The sequence below is a fragment of the Actinoallomurus liliacearum genome (assembly GCF_039542035.1).
GTDB classification, from domain to species: domain Bacteria; phylum Actinomycetota; class Actinomycetes; order Streptosporangiales; family Streptosporangiaceae; genus Actinoallomurus; species Actinoallomurus liliacearum.
The window spans coordinates 456,858-469,972 of record NZ_BAABHJ010000023.1; the positions used below are offsets into that span (position 1 = coordinate 456,858).

Annotated in this window: 14 protein-coding genes; 10 read left to right on the top strand and 4 right to left on the bottom strand. The window is 71.4% G+C overall.

The window, feature by feature from the left end:
- The first annotated feature begins 124 nt into the window (after positions 1–124).
- The gene (gene hrcA, locus ABD978_RS30225) at positions 125–1,138 is read left to right on the top strand and encodes a heat-inducible transcriptional repressor HrcA (RefSeq protein ID WP_345362217.1); all 1,014 of its coding nucleotides are present in this window, start codon (positions 125–127) and stop codon (positions 1,136–1,138) included.
- Entirely contained in the window at positions 1,139–2,269 is a 1,131-nt protein-coding gene (gene dnaJ / locus ABD978_RS30230; protein WP_345362220.1) for a molecular chaperone DnaJ, read from the top strand.
- A 48-nt stretch (positions 2,270–2,317) separates the two neighbouring features.
- Here dnaJ and ABD978_RS30235 read toward each other — a convergent pair whose 3' ends face one another.
- Complete coding sequence (locus ABD978_RS30235; RefSeq protein WP_345362223.1) at positions 2,318–3,916, bottom strand: MFS transporter; 1,599 nt, start codon at positions 3,914–3,916, stop codon at positions 2,318–2,320.
- A gap of 38 nt (positions 3,917–3,954) precedes the next feature.
- Between ABD978_RS30235 and ABD978_RS30240 the strand changes: the two genes are divergently transcribed.
- Both ABD978_RS30240 and ABD978_RS30245 read left to right on the top strand, forming a co-directional pair.
- Positions 3,955–4,971 carry an Lrp/AsnC family transcriptional regulator gene (locus tag ABD978_RS30240; RefSeq protein WP_345362226.1) on the top strand — a complete coding sequence of 339 codons (1,017 nt, stop codon included), beginning with the start codon at positions 3,955–3,957 and terminating at the stop codon, positions 4,969–4,971.
- Positions 4,968–5,699 carry a 16S rRNA (uracil(1498)-N(3))-methyltransferase gene (locus ABD978_RS30245; RefSeq protein WP_345362229.1) on the top strand — a complete coding sequence of 244 codons (732 nt, stop codon included), beginning with the start codon at positions 4,968–4,970 and terminating at the stop codon, positions 5,697–5,699. Before ABD978_RS30240 ends, ABD978_RS30245 begins: the two co-directional genes overlap by 4 nt.
- 8 nt (positions 5,700–5,707) lie before the next feature.
- On the opposite strand, the gene ABD978_RS30250 is transcribed toward ABD978_RS30245, so the two are convergent.
- Together ABD978_RS30250 and ABD978_RS30255 are read right to left on the bottom strand one after the other, a co-directional pair.
- On the bottom strand, positions 5,708–6,355 hold the full coding sequence (locus ABD978_RS30250; protein WP_345362232.1) for a hypothetical protein: 648 nt from the start codon (positions 6,353–6,355) through the stop codon (positions 5,708–5,710).
- Entirely contained in the window at positions 6,355–6,894 is a 540-nt protein-coding gene (locus ABD978_RS30255) for a SigE family RNA polymerase sigma factor (protein WP_345362235.1), read from the bottom strand. The genes ABD978_RS30250 and ABD978_RS30255 overlap by 1 nt, the downstream gene beginning before the upstream one ends.
- A 313-nt stretch (positions 6,895–7,207) precedes the next feature.
- On the opposite strand from ABD978_RS30255, the gene ABD978_RS30260 reads away from it, so the two are divergent.
- From ABD978_RS30260 to era, 6 genes are all read left to right on the top strand, one after another.
- Positions 7,208–7,558, top strand: coding sequence for a histidine triad nucleotide-binding protein (locus ABD978_RS30260; RefSeq protein ID WP_345362238.1), 351 nt, complete (start codon positions 7,208–7,210; stop codon positions 7,556–7,558).
- A 116-nt stretch (positions 7,559–7,674) separates the two neighbouring features.
- Positions 7,675–8,724 (top strand): PhoH family protein, encoded by a 1,050-nt coding sequence (locus ABD978_RS30265; protein ID WP_345362241.1) that lies wholly within the window; start codon positions 7,675–7,677, stop codon positions 8,722–8,724.
- Between the two features lie 4 nt (positions 8,725–8,728).
- On the top strand, positions 8,729–9,211 hold the full coding sequence (gene ybeY / locus ABD978_RS30270; RefSeq protein WP_345362244.1) for an rRNA maturation RNase YbeY: 483 nt from the start codon (positions 8,729–8,731) through the stop codon (positions 9,209–9,211).
- Complete coding sequence (locus ABD978_RS30275) at positions 9,208–10,518, top strand: hemolysin family protein (protein ID WP_345362247.1); 1,311 nt, start codon at positions 9,208–9,210, stop codon at positions 10,516–10,518. The genes ybeY and ABD978_RS30275 overlap by 4 nt, the downstream gene beginning before the upstream one ends.
- A 389-nt stretch (positions 10,519–10,907) precedes the next feature.
- A complete protein-coding gene (locus ABD978_RS30280; protein WP_345362250.1) occupies positions 10,908–11,237 on the top strand; it encodes a cytidine deaminase in 330 nt (109 codons plus the stop codon).
- 51 nt (positions 11,238–11,288) lie between these two features.
- Positions 11,289–12,212, top strand: coding sequence for a GTPase Era (gene era, locus ABD978_RS30285; protein WP_425550778.1), 924 nt, complete (start codon positions 11,289–11,291; stop codon positions 12,210–12,212).
- Positions 12,213–12,396: 184 nt separating this feature from the next.
- Here era and ABD978_RS30290 read toward each other — a convergent pair whose 3' ends face one another.
- Positions 12,397–13,032: a hypothetical protein gene (locus ABD978_RS30290; protein ID WP_345362253.1), complete on the bottom strand. Its 636-nt coding sequence runs from the start codon at positions 13,030–13,032 to the stop codon at positions 12,397–12,399.
- Positions 13,033–13,115: the final 83 nt, after the last annotated feature.

The following is a 13,115-nucleotide window of genomic DNA, read 5'->3' on the forward strand; positions in this document are numbered from 1 at the left end:
TGCCACGCTCGACGCGAGAACGTGATCCACCGGCGTCTCCTCCTGCGTGCCCCCGAGCCGTACACTTGGCACTCAGAGGAGAAGAGTGCCAGATTGAAGGGCTGTGGACACGGGAGGTGAGTGCGTGCTCGACGACCGGAAGCTCGCTGTGCTGCGGGCCATCGTCGAAGATTACGTGTCCACCCACGAACCGGTGGGCTCGAAGACGCTGGTCGATCGGCACAACCTCGGCGTCTCGCCGGCCACGATCCGCAACGACATGGCCGTGCTGGAGGAGCAGGGATACATCGCCCAGCCCCACACCAGCGCGGGGCGCGTGCCGACCGACAAGGGATACCGGCTGTTCGTCGACCGGCTGTCCACGATCAAGCCGCTGTCCGCGGCCGAGCGACGCGCGATCGAGACGTTCCTCGCGAACGCCTACGACCTCGACGACGTCGTCAGCCGCACCGTGCGGCTGCTGGCGCAGTTGACGCGGCAGGTCGCGGTCGTGCAGTACCCCTCGCTCACGCGGTCGTCGGTGCGGCACGTCGAGCTGGTGCCGATCGCCTCAGAGCGGCTGCTGCTCGTGGTGATCACGAACACCGGCCGGGTCGAGCAGCGGGCGATCGAGACGCACGAGCCCGTGTCCGACGAGGCCATCGCGCACCTGCGGGCGCTGCTCAACGCGCGCCTGGACGGGTGCTGGCTGACCGACGTCCCCGACACCCTCGCCGACCTGCCCGAGCAGGTATCGGCCGGCGAGCGGGCGCTGGCGACGACGGTGCTGTCGGTTCTCCTCGAGAGCCTCGTGGAGAAGCACGAAGAGAAGATAATCATCGGCGGCGCGGCGAACCTCGCGCGCGCCGACTTGTCCCAGAGCCTCCGTGACGTGCTGGAGGCGCTGGAAGAACAGGTCGTCCTGATGCGGCTGCTCGGCGAGGTGGGGGACCCCTCCAGCCTCACCGTGCGGATCGGCACCGAGAACCCGCACGAGAGCCTGCGCACGACCTCGGTGGTGGCCACCGGGTACGGCGCCGGCGACCAGGCCGTGGCCCGGCTCGGCGTGCTCGGTCCGACGCGGATGGACTACCCCGGGACGATGGGAGCAGTACGCGCAGTGGCACGTTACGTCGGTCAGATTCTGGCGGGGTCGTAAGTGGCGAACGACTACTACGCGACCCTCGGGGTGCGCCGTGACGCCAGCGCGGACGAGATCAAGAAGGCGTACCGCAGACTCGCCCGTGAGCTGCATCCGGACGTCAACCCTGACCCTGCCACCCAGGAGCGGTTCAAGGAGATCACCCAGGCGTACGAGGTGCTCTCCGACCCGAAGAAGCGCGAGATGTACGACCTGGGCGCCGATCCGTTCGCCAGCGGCGCCGGGGCGGGAGCGGGCGGCTTCGGCGCCGGGTTCCCGTTCAGCGACATCATGGACGCCTTCTTCGGCACCGCGACCCAGCGAGGGCCGCGCAGCCGGGCACGGCGGGGCCGCAACGGCACCGTCCGGGTGGAGCTCGACCTGTCCGAGACGGCGTTCGGCACCACGCGTGAGCTGACGGTCGACACCGCGGTGGTCTGCGACACCTGCTCGGGCTCCGGCACGGCCCCCGGCACGCACCCTGAGACGTGCGACATGTGTCACGGCCGCGGCGAGGTCCAGCAGGTCACCCGGTCGTTCCTCGGCCAGGTGATGACCTCCCGCGCCTGCCCGCAGTGCGGCGGCTACGGCACCACGATCCGTACGCCCTGCACGGAGTGCTCCGGTGACGGACGGGTTCGCACCCGCCGCACGATCAAGGTCCGCATTCCCGCCGGCGTCGAGAACGGCACCCACATCCAGCTCGCCGGCGAGGGCGAGGTCGGCCCCGGCGGCGGCCCGGCCGGCGACCTGTTCCTCGAGATCGTGGAGCTCCCGCACGCGATCTTCGAGCGGGAGGGCGACGACCTGCACTGCACCGTCCAGGTGCCGATGACGGCGGCCGCGCTCGGCACGTCGCTGACCGTCGAGACCCTGGACGGCCCCGAGGAGATCGACATCCGGCCCGGCACCCAGTCCGGCCAGGTCATCCCGATGTACGGCCGGGGCGTCAAGCACCTCAACGAGAGCGGTCGCGGCGACCTGATGATCCATGTGAACATCGAGACGCCCACCAAGCTCGACGAGGAGCAGGAGGAGCTGCTGCGCAAGCTGGCGAGCCTGCGCGGCGAGGAGCGTCCGCCGGGCAAGTTCGCCCCGGGCCAGCAGGGCTTCTTCTCCCGTCTCCGCGACGCCTTCAACGGCCGCTGACCCTTCGCCGAGGCCCCCGCTCCCGACACCGGGAGCGGGGGCCTTCGCTCACCCGTCCGCCGACCGTGCCTGCCCGGCTGGTCGTGCCTGCTCCGTGGGCTCGGTCCGATCGGTCGGTTCTGTCCGCTTCCCCGGCTCGGCCCGCTTCGCCGGGGCGCGCATGAGCGCCGCGCCGCCGCCCGCCGCGACGATCAGCCCGGTCGCGAGCCCGAAGGCCAGCCCGGCCGCGTGCGGCGAAGCGGCGCCGGACGTACCGCCCGCGCGGGTGCCGGTCGTCAGGGAGTGGAAGAAGACGGTGCCGAGGAGCGCGATACCAAGGGTGCCGCCGAACTGCTGCACGGCGTTGAGCAGACCGGCGGCCGAGCCGATCTCGTGCGGGCGTACCCGGGTGAGGGCGGTGGTGAAGAACGGCACCGTGAACAGTCCGTTCCCGACGCCGCAGAGCGTGAGCGCCATCGGCAGGAAGACGGGGTACGCCCCCGCCCGCGCGGCGGCGTATGCGGCGATGGCGGACACGAGACCGGCGAGCATGACGGCCAGCCCGACGAACATCATGCGCGCCCCGTACCGGGGCACCAGGCGAGTCCCCGACGCCCAAGAGGAGACCGCCATTCCGCACGACCACGGCAGCAGCGTGAGCCCGGCGGTGAGAACGTCCTCGCCCAGGCCGACCTGCACCTGGACCACGACGACCAGCATCAGCCCGTTCATCACCGCGAAGAACAACGTCGAGGTCGCCAGCGCCGCGGGAAAGGCCCGATCGCGGAAGAGGCTCGGCTCGACCAGCGGCCGGCGGCCGCGCCGGGCGACGTACCGCTGCTGGACCCCGAATCCCACCAGGACCACGACCCCGGCCGCCAACGCGAGCCGGCCGCCGTCCGGCAGGCCCGCGGTGCCGCTCTGGATCAGCGGGTGGACGACCAGTCCGGCGCCCGTGATCGCCAGTACCGTGCCCGGCAGGTCCAGGCGCGGTCGCACCGCCGCCCGGTCCTCGCGCAGGAGCGGGATCACGGCCAGCACGGCGGCGGCGAGCGGGATGTTGACGAGGAACACCGCGCGCCACGAGGAGCCGAACAGATCGGCGTGCGTGAGCACCGCGCCCAGCACCGGCCCGCAGATCGCCGCCAGACCCATGACCGGCCCGATGCTCCCCATCGCCCTGGCCAGTTCGGCGCCGTCGAACATGACGCGTATCAGCCCGATCGTCTGCGGGATGATCAACGCCGCGGCCGCCCCCTGGACCGCCCGCGCGGCGATCAGCGCGGCGGCGCCGGGCACCAGCGCACAGCACAGGGACGCCAGCGCGAAGGCCGCGACCCCGATCGCGAACACGCGCCTGCGCCCGACCATGTCGCCCAGCCGGCCGCCCGTGATCAGCAGTACGGCGAACGGCAGGGTGTACGCGGCGTTGAACCACTGGATGTCGGAGGCGGCGCCGCCCAGGTCGGCGTGGATGACCGGCGCGGCGACCTGCACGATCGTGGCGTCCAGCAGGTTCATCGCCTCCGCCGTGAGCAGGGCGGCCAGCGCCGCCCAACGCCACCGGTACGCCGAGCCCACGGCCACCGTGTCCCGTATCTCCATCGTCTGCTTCCCTTCGGTCGACTCGATGTCGTGGGCCAGCGTGGAGCGGCGGGTACGAGTCATTCCATCCACGGCGCGGAATCGGCGGATGATTTCCATCGATGCCGAATTCAGTGCAGGATTCCGCCATGCTCGACGACCTCGATCACCGTGTCGTCCACGCCCTGCACATCGACGGGCGGGCGCCCTTCAGCCGGATAGCCGAGGTCCTCGGCGTGTCCACCCAGACCGTGGCGCGCCGCTACCGGCGGCTGCGCGTGGAGGCGGGACTGCGGGTCGTCGGCCTGACGGAGCCGGGTAAGGCCGGGCAGACCCAGTGGATGGTCCGGCTCACCACCACGCCGTCCACCACCCAGGCCCTCGCGCGATCCCTCGCCCAGCGGCCGGACACCTCCTGGGTCAAGCTCGTCTCGGGCGGAACGGAGATCTTCGCGATCGTGCGCGCGCCGCACGGCGTAGAGGTCTCCCGCGCGCTGCTGCTGCGCGACATCCCGCGGAGGGCCGGCATCACCGCCGTCTCCGCACACTGCCTGCTGCACAGCTACCTGGGCGGCCCCACCGCGTGGCGCGGCACCACCCAGGCGCTCAGCGACCGGCAGCAGGCGCTGCTCCGGCCGGCCCACGCGCCGGCCGCCCCGGACGGAAGCCGATCACGGTCCACAGCAGATCACACCCTCCTCGACGCGCTACGCCGTGACGGCCGCGCCTCGTACGGCGACCTGGCCACGGCGACCGGCTGGTCCCAGGCCACCGTGGCGCGCCGCCTCACCGACCTCCGCTCCCGAGGAGTGCTCTTCTTCGACGTCGAGATCGATCCCGCGCTCCTGGGCGCGACGACCCAGGCACTGCTGTGGATGGCCGTCGCCCCGGCACGCCTGGACGATGTCGCGACGGCCCTCGCCGGCCACCGCGAACTCGCCGTGGTCGCCGCCACGACCGGTCCCACCAACCTGCTCGCGCAGGCACTCTGCGCGGACCCGGCCGAGTTGCACCACTACCTCACGCGGCGCCTCGGCGCCCTCGACGGAATCCACACCCTCGAGACCGCTCCGATCCTCCATACGGTCAAGGCCGCGGGCTCGCTCGACCCCGTCGCACGCCTACGATCGGAGCCATGAGCCCACCCCTCTTCCTCAGCGACCCCGCACGCCTCGAGTCCGACCGGATCCTCCTCGACGGGCCCGAGGGACGCCACGCGGCGGCCGTACGCCGGCTGCGGCCGGGGGAGCGGGTCGACCTCGCCGACGGCGTGGGCGGTCTCGTCGAGTGCGTCGTCACCTCCGCCGAGCGGGACAGCCTGCGCCTCGAGGCCCGCGCCCGCCGGCGCGTCCCCCGCCCGGATCCCCGGATCGTGGTGGTGCAGGCCCTGCCCAAGGGCGACCGGGGCGAGCTGGCGGTCGAGACGATGACCGAGGTGGGCGTCGACGTCATCGTGCCCTGGACGGCCGCCCGCTGTGTCACCCAGTGGCGCGGCGAACGTCGCGCCAAGGCGCTCGCCCGGTGGCGCGGCGCCGCGCGCGAGGCGGCCAAGCAGAGCCGGCGCGCCTGGCTGCCCGAGGTGACCGAACCGGCCGACACGGCGACGGCCGCCGAGCGTGTCCGCGGCGCCGCGCTCGCCGTCATCCTGCACGAGGAGGCCGACCGGCCGCTCAGCCGCGTCGACGTTCCGGCCACCGGCGACATCGTCGTCGTCGTGGGCCCGGAGGGCGGCCTCACCGACGATGAGGTCGCCGCGTTCGAGGCCGCGGGCGGCGTCACGACGCTCCTCGGCCCCACCGTCCTGCGCACCTCCACCGCGGGGGTGGCCGCGGCCGCCGTGCTCCTCAGCCGCGGCGGCCGCTGGTAATCCTCAGCTCACGGGGACGACTGGGCCGACGGCTGCTGCGCGCCGTTGGTCGGCGTATCGGTCGTCGGCACCTGCGTCGGCGTCGCCGGAGGCGGCGGAGACGCCGCCTGGGTCGGCGGCGCCGACGTGGCCGTGTCCGGGCCGCACGTGACATGCGGGGAAGGAGCCGGGCTCGCCGTCTGGTCGTCGGCCGAACCGGCCGGCGGCCTGATCGGGTCCTCGCCCGGCGGGCACTTGTGCCCCGGGATGACGTGAGCGCCGGACGGGCCGGTCCTGGACGGCGACGGGTGCGGCAGCGCGCCCACGTCCGGACGGGACGGATTCACCGGCGGCCAGGCGGTCACCACCTTCTGCCCACCGGCCGCCGACGTGCCGTCGTCGCGCCGGTCCGCGGGGCTGAAGTGTCCCGTCTGCACGAACGTCTTCAGCGCCGGCGTCGTCGACACGGCGACCCCGGTGATCACGACCGCTGCGGCCACGGCCGCCAGCGGCCGCAGCCACGGGATCGTGAACCACGCGCCGAAGTGTCGCTCCTGCTTCTTCGCTATCTTGCCGCGGATCTGCTCAAGCCCCTCTGGAGAGGGCGTGACCGCTTCCGCTTCCGCGTGCAAGACACGGCGCAGACGCTCGCCGTACTCGTCGAAGGGTTCGGTCATTAAAGCTGCTCCAGAACGCTGCGTAGCGCGGCCATCCCGCGCGCGGTGTGGCTCTTGACGGCTCCCCGGCTGATCCCCATGGTGTTGGCGATCTCCGCCTCTGACAGATCACCGTAGTAGCGCAGCACCAGGGCCTCGCGCTGCCGGGTCGGCAACCCCCCCAGGGCCTTGACCACGGCCGAACGCTCGAGCTCGACGATCGCGCCGTTCTCAGCGCTCGGCGCGTCCGGCAGGCCCTTGGGAGCATACTTCTCGACGACCGCCCGGTGCCGCAGTACGGATCGTGACCGGTTGACCACCGACTGCCGGAGGTAGGAGAGGGCTTTCTCCGGATCGCGCAGCCGCCGCCAGGCCCCGTGCATGGCGACGAACGCGTCCTGCACCACTTCCTCCGCCGTCGCCAGGTCGCGCACCAGGAGTGCGCTGAGGCGTACGAGGGAACGGTAATGGGCGCTGTAAAGCGCGGTAACCGCCTGGTCGGCGTCCCACGCGACGGTCACAGCGCCCGTCGTTCCTCTGGCCACGAGGGTCTCGGTCACATCAGTAGGACGCGTGCCCTCGCCGGGAGGTTTACGAAAGGGCATTCCTCGTCTCGCCTTATCCGCCCGTCAGTGCCGTCGTCGGCTGTCGTCTCGATTGGACGAACGCCTTGACCCGGCAGGTTCGTGCGAACGTCACCCGGCCTCGGATTTACCGAAGGATCCGGCGCTGGGGGTTCGCGTGAAGGTAACGATAACCAGACAAGGGAGTGCCTTGGCCATAGTTACACGCCGGAGGCCGTAACGATTCGCGGACGGCCGTGCCGCCTCGTGGCGCGATAACATGCGCTGATCCTTGGCGAAGGAGAGTGCATTGACGGAACAGGACTGTTTGTTCTGCAAGATCGTGTCCGGGGAGGTGCCCGCGGACGTCGTTCGGGAGACGGATCGGACGATCGCGTTCCGGGACATCAACCCGCAGGCGCCGACGCACGTGCTCGTCATCCCGCGCGACCATCATCCGACCGCGGCGGCGCTCGCCGCCGAGGACGGGGACCTCCTCGCGGAGGTCGTCCGCGCGGCGCACGAGGTCGCGGTCGCCGAAGGCATCGAGGAGACCGGGTACCGCGTGGTGTTCAACACCGGCCCCGGGGCGGGACAGACCGTGTTCCACGTGCATGCGCACGTGCTCGGCGGCCGTGGTCTGGGCTGGCCGCCGGGATGAGCGGGCGTCCCCGCGCGGTCGGAAATTGAGTGGCCCGGGCCGGTACCATGGGTGATACGCAGCCGAAGACCCGACGTGACCGGAAGGTAGGGGCGAAAAGGCCGCAAGGCCGCGCTATGGCCGAATCAACTCATACCGGGGCTGTGCCCGACGGCGCGCCCACGCAGATCAAGATCGTGATCCCTGACGATCACTCGATGGTCGCCCTCCTCGGCTCCCGCGACGAACTCCTGGAGGTCGTGGAGCGCGCCTTCGACAGCGACGTCCACGTCCGCGGCAACGAGATCACGATCACCGGTCGGCCGGAAGAGACCGACCTCGCCGCCAAGCTCTTCGAGGAACTGCTCGACCTGCTCCGGACCGGTACCCCCATCACGCCCGACGCGATCGAACGCAGCATCGCCATGCTGCGCGCCGAGACGTCCGAGCGACCGGCCGAGGTCCTCACCCTCGACATCCTGTCGTCGCGGGGCCGCACCATCCGGCCCAAGACGCTGAACCAGAAGCACTACGTCGACGCGATCGACAAGCACACGATCGTGTTCGGCATCGGGCCGGCGGGCACCGGCAAGACCTACCTGGCCATGGCCAAGGCCGTGAAGGCACTCCAGGCCAAGCAGGTCAACCGCATCATCCTGACCCGCCCGGCCGTCGAGGCCGGCGAGCGGCTGGGCTTCCTGCCGGGCACCCTCTACGAGAAGATCGACCCGTACCTGCGCCCGCTGTACGACGCGCTGCACGACATGGTCGACCCCGACTCGATCCCCCGCCTGATGGCCGCCGGCACCATCGAGGTCGCCCCTCTGGCCTATATGCGCGGAAGAACCCTTAATGACTCTTTCATCATCCTGGACGAGGCGCAGAACACCTCGCCGGAGCAGATGAAGATGTTCCTGACCCGGCTCGGGTTCGGGTCGAAGGTCGTCGTCACCGGCGACGTCACCCAGGTCGACCTGCCCTCCGGGCAGCAGAGCGGACTGCGGGTCGTCCAGGACATCCTCGAGGGTCTCGACGACATCAGCTTCTGCACGCTGACCAGCAAAGACGTCGTACGGCACAAGCTGGTGAGCGCCATCGTCGACGCGTACAGCCGGTACGACGCACAGCCTGATCAGATCAAGCAGGGCGCGTCCGGTCGCGGCCCGCGCAAGCAACGGGGGCGCTAGACCGGTGAGCATCGAGGTTCTGAACGAGTCCGGCTCGGAGGCCGACGAGACGGCGCTGTCGGCACTGGCCGCGCACGTGCTGGAGAAACTGCGGGTCCATCCGCTCGCCGAGCTGTCGATCGTCCTCGTCGACGAGGACGCGATGAGCGAGCTGCACGAGAAGTGGATGGGCGAACCGGGCCCGACCGACGTGCTGTCCTTCCCGATGGACGAGCTGCGGCCGGGCCACGTGTCCGGGGGCACGGAGGACGCGCCGCCGGACCCGGCCCTGCTCGGCGACGTCGTGCTGTGCCCGACCGTGGCGGTACAGCAGGCCAAGAAGGCCGGTCACAGCGCCGAGGACGAACTGCACCTGCTGTGCACCCACGGCATCCTGCACCTGCTCGGCTACGACCACGCCGAGCCCGAAGAGCACAAGGAGATGTTCGGCCTGCAGGCCGAGCTGCTCGCCTCATGGCGTGCGGCGCGTGCCCGGCCCTCATCATGACCGCCGTGCAGGGTTGGCTGATCGTCGGTGCCGCCGTGCTGGTGGCGGTGGCCGGTCTGTTCGCGGGCGCCGAGACGGCGCTCGCCCGGATCTCCCGCATCCGGGTGGAAGAGCTGGGACGCGAGGAGCGGCGGGGCAGCCGGCAGCTCGCCGAGGTCGTCGCCGACCCGCCGCGCTACCTCAATCTCCTGCTGTTGCTGCGGGTGAGCTGTGAGCTGGCCGCGACGGTCCTCGTCGCGGACCTGTGCATCACCTGGCTGGAGGCGAACTGGCGCGCGTACCTCACCGCCGCGGCCGTGATGATCGTCGTCAGCTACATCGCGATCGGCGTCACGCCGCGGACGCTCGGCCGTCAGCACGTCGACCGGGTCGCGCTGGTCGGCGCGGCGGTGATCCATCCGCTGGCGCGCGTGCTGGGGCCGCTGCCGCGGCTGCTGATCCTGCTGGGCAACGCGCTGACTCCCGGGCGCGGCTTTCGCGAGGGGCCGTTCGCGTCCGAGGCCGAGCTGCGGGATCTGGTTGACCTCGCCGAGCAGCGGCAGCTCATCGAGCCGGACGAGCGGCAGATGATCCACTCGGTGTTCGAGCTGGGTGACACGCTCGTGCGCGAGGTGATGGTGCCGCGGACCGACATCGTCTTCATCGAGCACGACAAGACGCTGCGGCAGGCGCTGTCGCTCGCGCTGCGCAGCGGGTTCTCCCGGATCCCGGTGGTCGGCGAGAACGAGGACGACGTGGTCGGCATCGCCTATCTGAAGGACATCGTCCGCCGCAGCCACGAGTTCCGCGAAGGCGAGTCGGTGGAGAAGGTCGAGTCGATCATGCGGCCGGCGACGTACGTCCCGGACAGCAAGCCGATCGACGAGCTGCTCCGCGAGATGCAGGCCCGGCAGATCCACTGTGCCATCGTCATCGACGAGTACGGCGGGACGGCCGGGCTGGTCACGATCGAGGACATCCTCGAGGAGATCGTCGGGGAGATAACCGACGAGTACGACCAGGAGCTGCCCCGGGTCGAGGAGCTGCCGGACGGCTCCGCGCGGGTGACCGCGCGGCTTCCGGTGGAGGACCTCGCGGACCTGTTCGACGTGGAGATCGAGGTCGACGAGGTCGAGACCGTCGGCGGTCTGCTGGCGCACGCGCTCGGCCGGGTGCCGATCGCCGGGTCGCAGGCGACGGTGGCGGGGCTGCGGCTGACCGCCGAGAGCCTGGCGGGCCGGCGCAACCGCATCGGCACGGTCCTGGTGGAGCGGATCCCGACCAAGGATCCCGCCGCCGAGGAGGAGCGCGAGAACGCCGAGGCCTAGGACCTGTCCGGTGGATCCTGTGGCGGCACGGAGACCAGGCTGATCACAGCCCGATCGCGGCGGGTTCGTCACCCCGGCCGGCCGAGCCGGCACCCGGGACGCCTCCGGTCCGCCATCCACGGCGTACCGAATGCTCGGCGACCGCAGTCCAGGACGAGGGCAAGAGCCCCGATATCGGCACCACGGGCGGGCCTTTCCCGAGCATCCGGCACGACCCCGCACGACCATCCCGAGGAGATGGCGGGCAATCTCCACGGATCGCACACCCGCGGGTCGTCCTGCCCGGCCGGCGCCGCGCGCATCCCTCGCCGTCATGGATCGACCGGCACGTGATCCACCGGGCATGCCCCAGCCTCGGCGGGCAGGCGGCGGCAAGTACGCTGGGGCGCGTGAGCGAGCTCGATCCGGAAGACGCGAAGATCATCACTTTGGCCCGGTCCACGCGGGCCCGTGCGGGCTCGGCGGAGGGCGCCGCCGTCCGGGACGAGACCGGCCGTACGTACGCCGCCGCGACGGTGGAACTGCCTTCGCTGAAGCTGACGGCGCTGCAGGTGGCGGTGGCGATGGCCGTGTCCAGCGGGGCGGAGAGCCTGGAGGCGGCCGCGGTCGTCACCGAGGACGGCCCCCCCGACGTCGCGGCCGTCCGTGACCTCGCCGCCAAGGCGCCGGTGCTCGTCGCGGGCCTGGACGGCGCCGTACGAGCGGTCCTGACGGACTGATCGCCGTACGTGCTGTCGGAGTGCGCCGCGGGATACGGGACAATCGACGGTGTGACCTCGCCCCAGACGCCGACCGGCACGCGCTTTAAATCAGGGTTCGCCTGCTTCATCGGGCGTCCCAACGTGGGCAAGTCAACGCTGATGAACGCCCTCGTGGGAATGAAAGTGGCGATCACCAGCAACAAGCCGCAGACGACGCGCCGGGCGATCCGCGGCATCGTGCACCGGCCCGACGCCCAGCTCGTCATCGTCGACACGCCGGGGTTGCACAAGCCCCGTACGCTGCTCGGCGAGCGGTTGGACAGCCTGGTCCGCTCCACGTTGAGCGAGGTCGACGTCATCGGCTTCTGCATCCCGGCGAACGAACCGGTCGGGCCGGGCGACCGGTTCATCGCGGCGGAGCTCGCCCAGGTGAAGCGGACGCCGGTCGTCGCGATCGTGACCAAGACCGACCTCGCCGACCGGAGCCAGGTCGCCGAGCAACTGCTGAAGGTCTCCCGGCTGGGCGAGTGGGCCGACGTCGTGCCGTGTTCGGCCGAGTCGGGCTACCAGCTCGACGTGGTCAGCGACCTGCTCGCCGCTCGGCTGCCCGAGGGGCCGCCGCTGTATCCCGAAGGAGAGTTGACCGACGAGCCGGAGCAGATCCTCGTCGCGGAGCTCATCCGGGAGGCGGCGCTGGAGGGCGTACGCGAAGAGCTCCCGCACTCGATCGCCGTGGTCGTCGAGGAGATCCGACCGCGCGAGGACCGCGACGACCTGATCGACGTGCAGGCCTGGCTCTACGTCGAACGCCCCAGCCAGAAGGGCATCGTCATCGGGCCGAAGGGCGCTCGCCTCAAGGAGGTCGGCACCCGCGCCCGCAAGCAGATCGAGGCGCTCCTCGGCACGAGGGTCTACCTCGACCTGCGGATCAAGGTGGCGAAGGACTGGCAGCGGGATCCGAAACAGCTCCGCCGTCTCGGCTTCTACGACTGATCGCCGCACGCCGTCTCGGCCGCGACGACCGGGCTCCGTACGAGAGTGCGGCCGTCGGAACCGGCCTCCGCGCGGTGCCGCGGCCGCTACGCCCGGGCTCCGGGCGACGGTGCGGCCGCTGAGACCCGCCTGCGCGTGATGATGCGGCCGCTAAGACCCCCGCCTGCGCGCGACGGCGCGGCCGTTATGAGCGGGCCGGCTGAGTGCCGCGTGCGAGCGCGGCCAGGCCGAGGGCCAGCAGCGCCACCGAGGCGAGGACGGCGACCCAGAAACCCCAGGTGATCGACTCCGTCACGGATCCGTCCCCGAGGGTCATCCCGCGATGGAACAACGCCAGTAGGCTCAGCGCCCCCGGGATCGCCGCGTAGGGGACGAACCGCTCGTGCACGGCCCGGCCGGCGAGGGCCAGGCCGAGCGCGACCGTGCCGGCCAGCACGATGATGTCCCCGTACGGTGCCGCCAGCCCGTACGTGGTGTGTCCCTGGGATTCCGACACTCCCACGAAGATGGCCCGCCCGAGGTCGGGAGTGCGCCAGGTCGTCCACGGCAGGAAGACCGACAGGAGCAGCAGCGCGGCCGCCCCGATCACCAGCGCGCAGAGGTACTCGCCGAGGCTCCTGTGGGGCGCGGGTTCCGGCGGCTCGGGCGTGGGCGGGACCTGAGGCGGTGTGAACCAGGCCTGGGGAGGTCTCGGGAGGGCCGTGCCGTCGGGAGCCGAGGCGGGGTCCGGGGCGGCGGCACGCACCCTTTCGGCCTCGGATCGCGGCGGCGGGACGGCGCCGCCGTCGGGCAGGGGATCGTCACCAGGCGGGGTCGTCATGCCGCGGCAGCCTAACGTCCGGAGGCCGGGCGGGCCGGGAATTCGGGCAACTTCGCCGTCCGTGGGGAGGGAAGCGCAGCCCC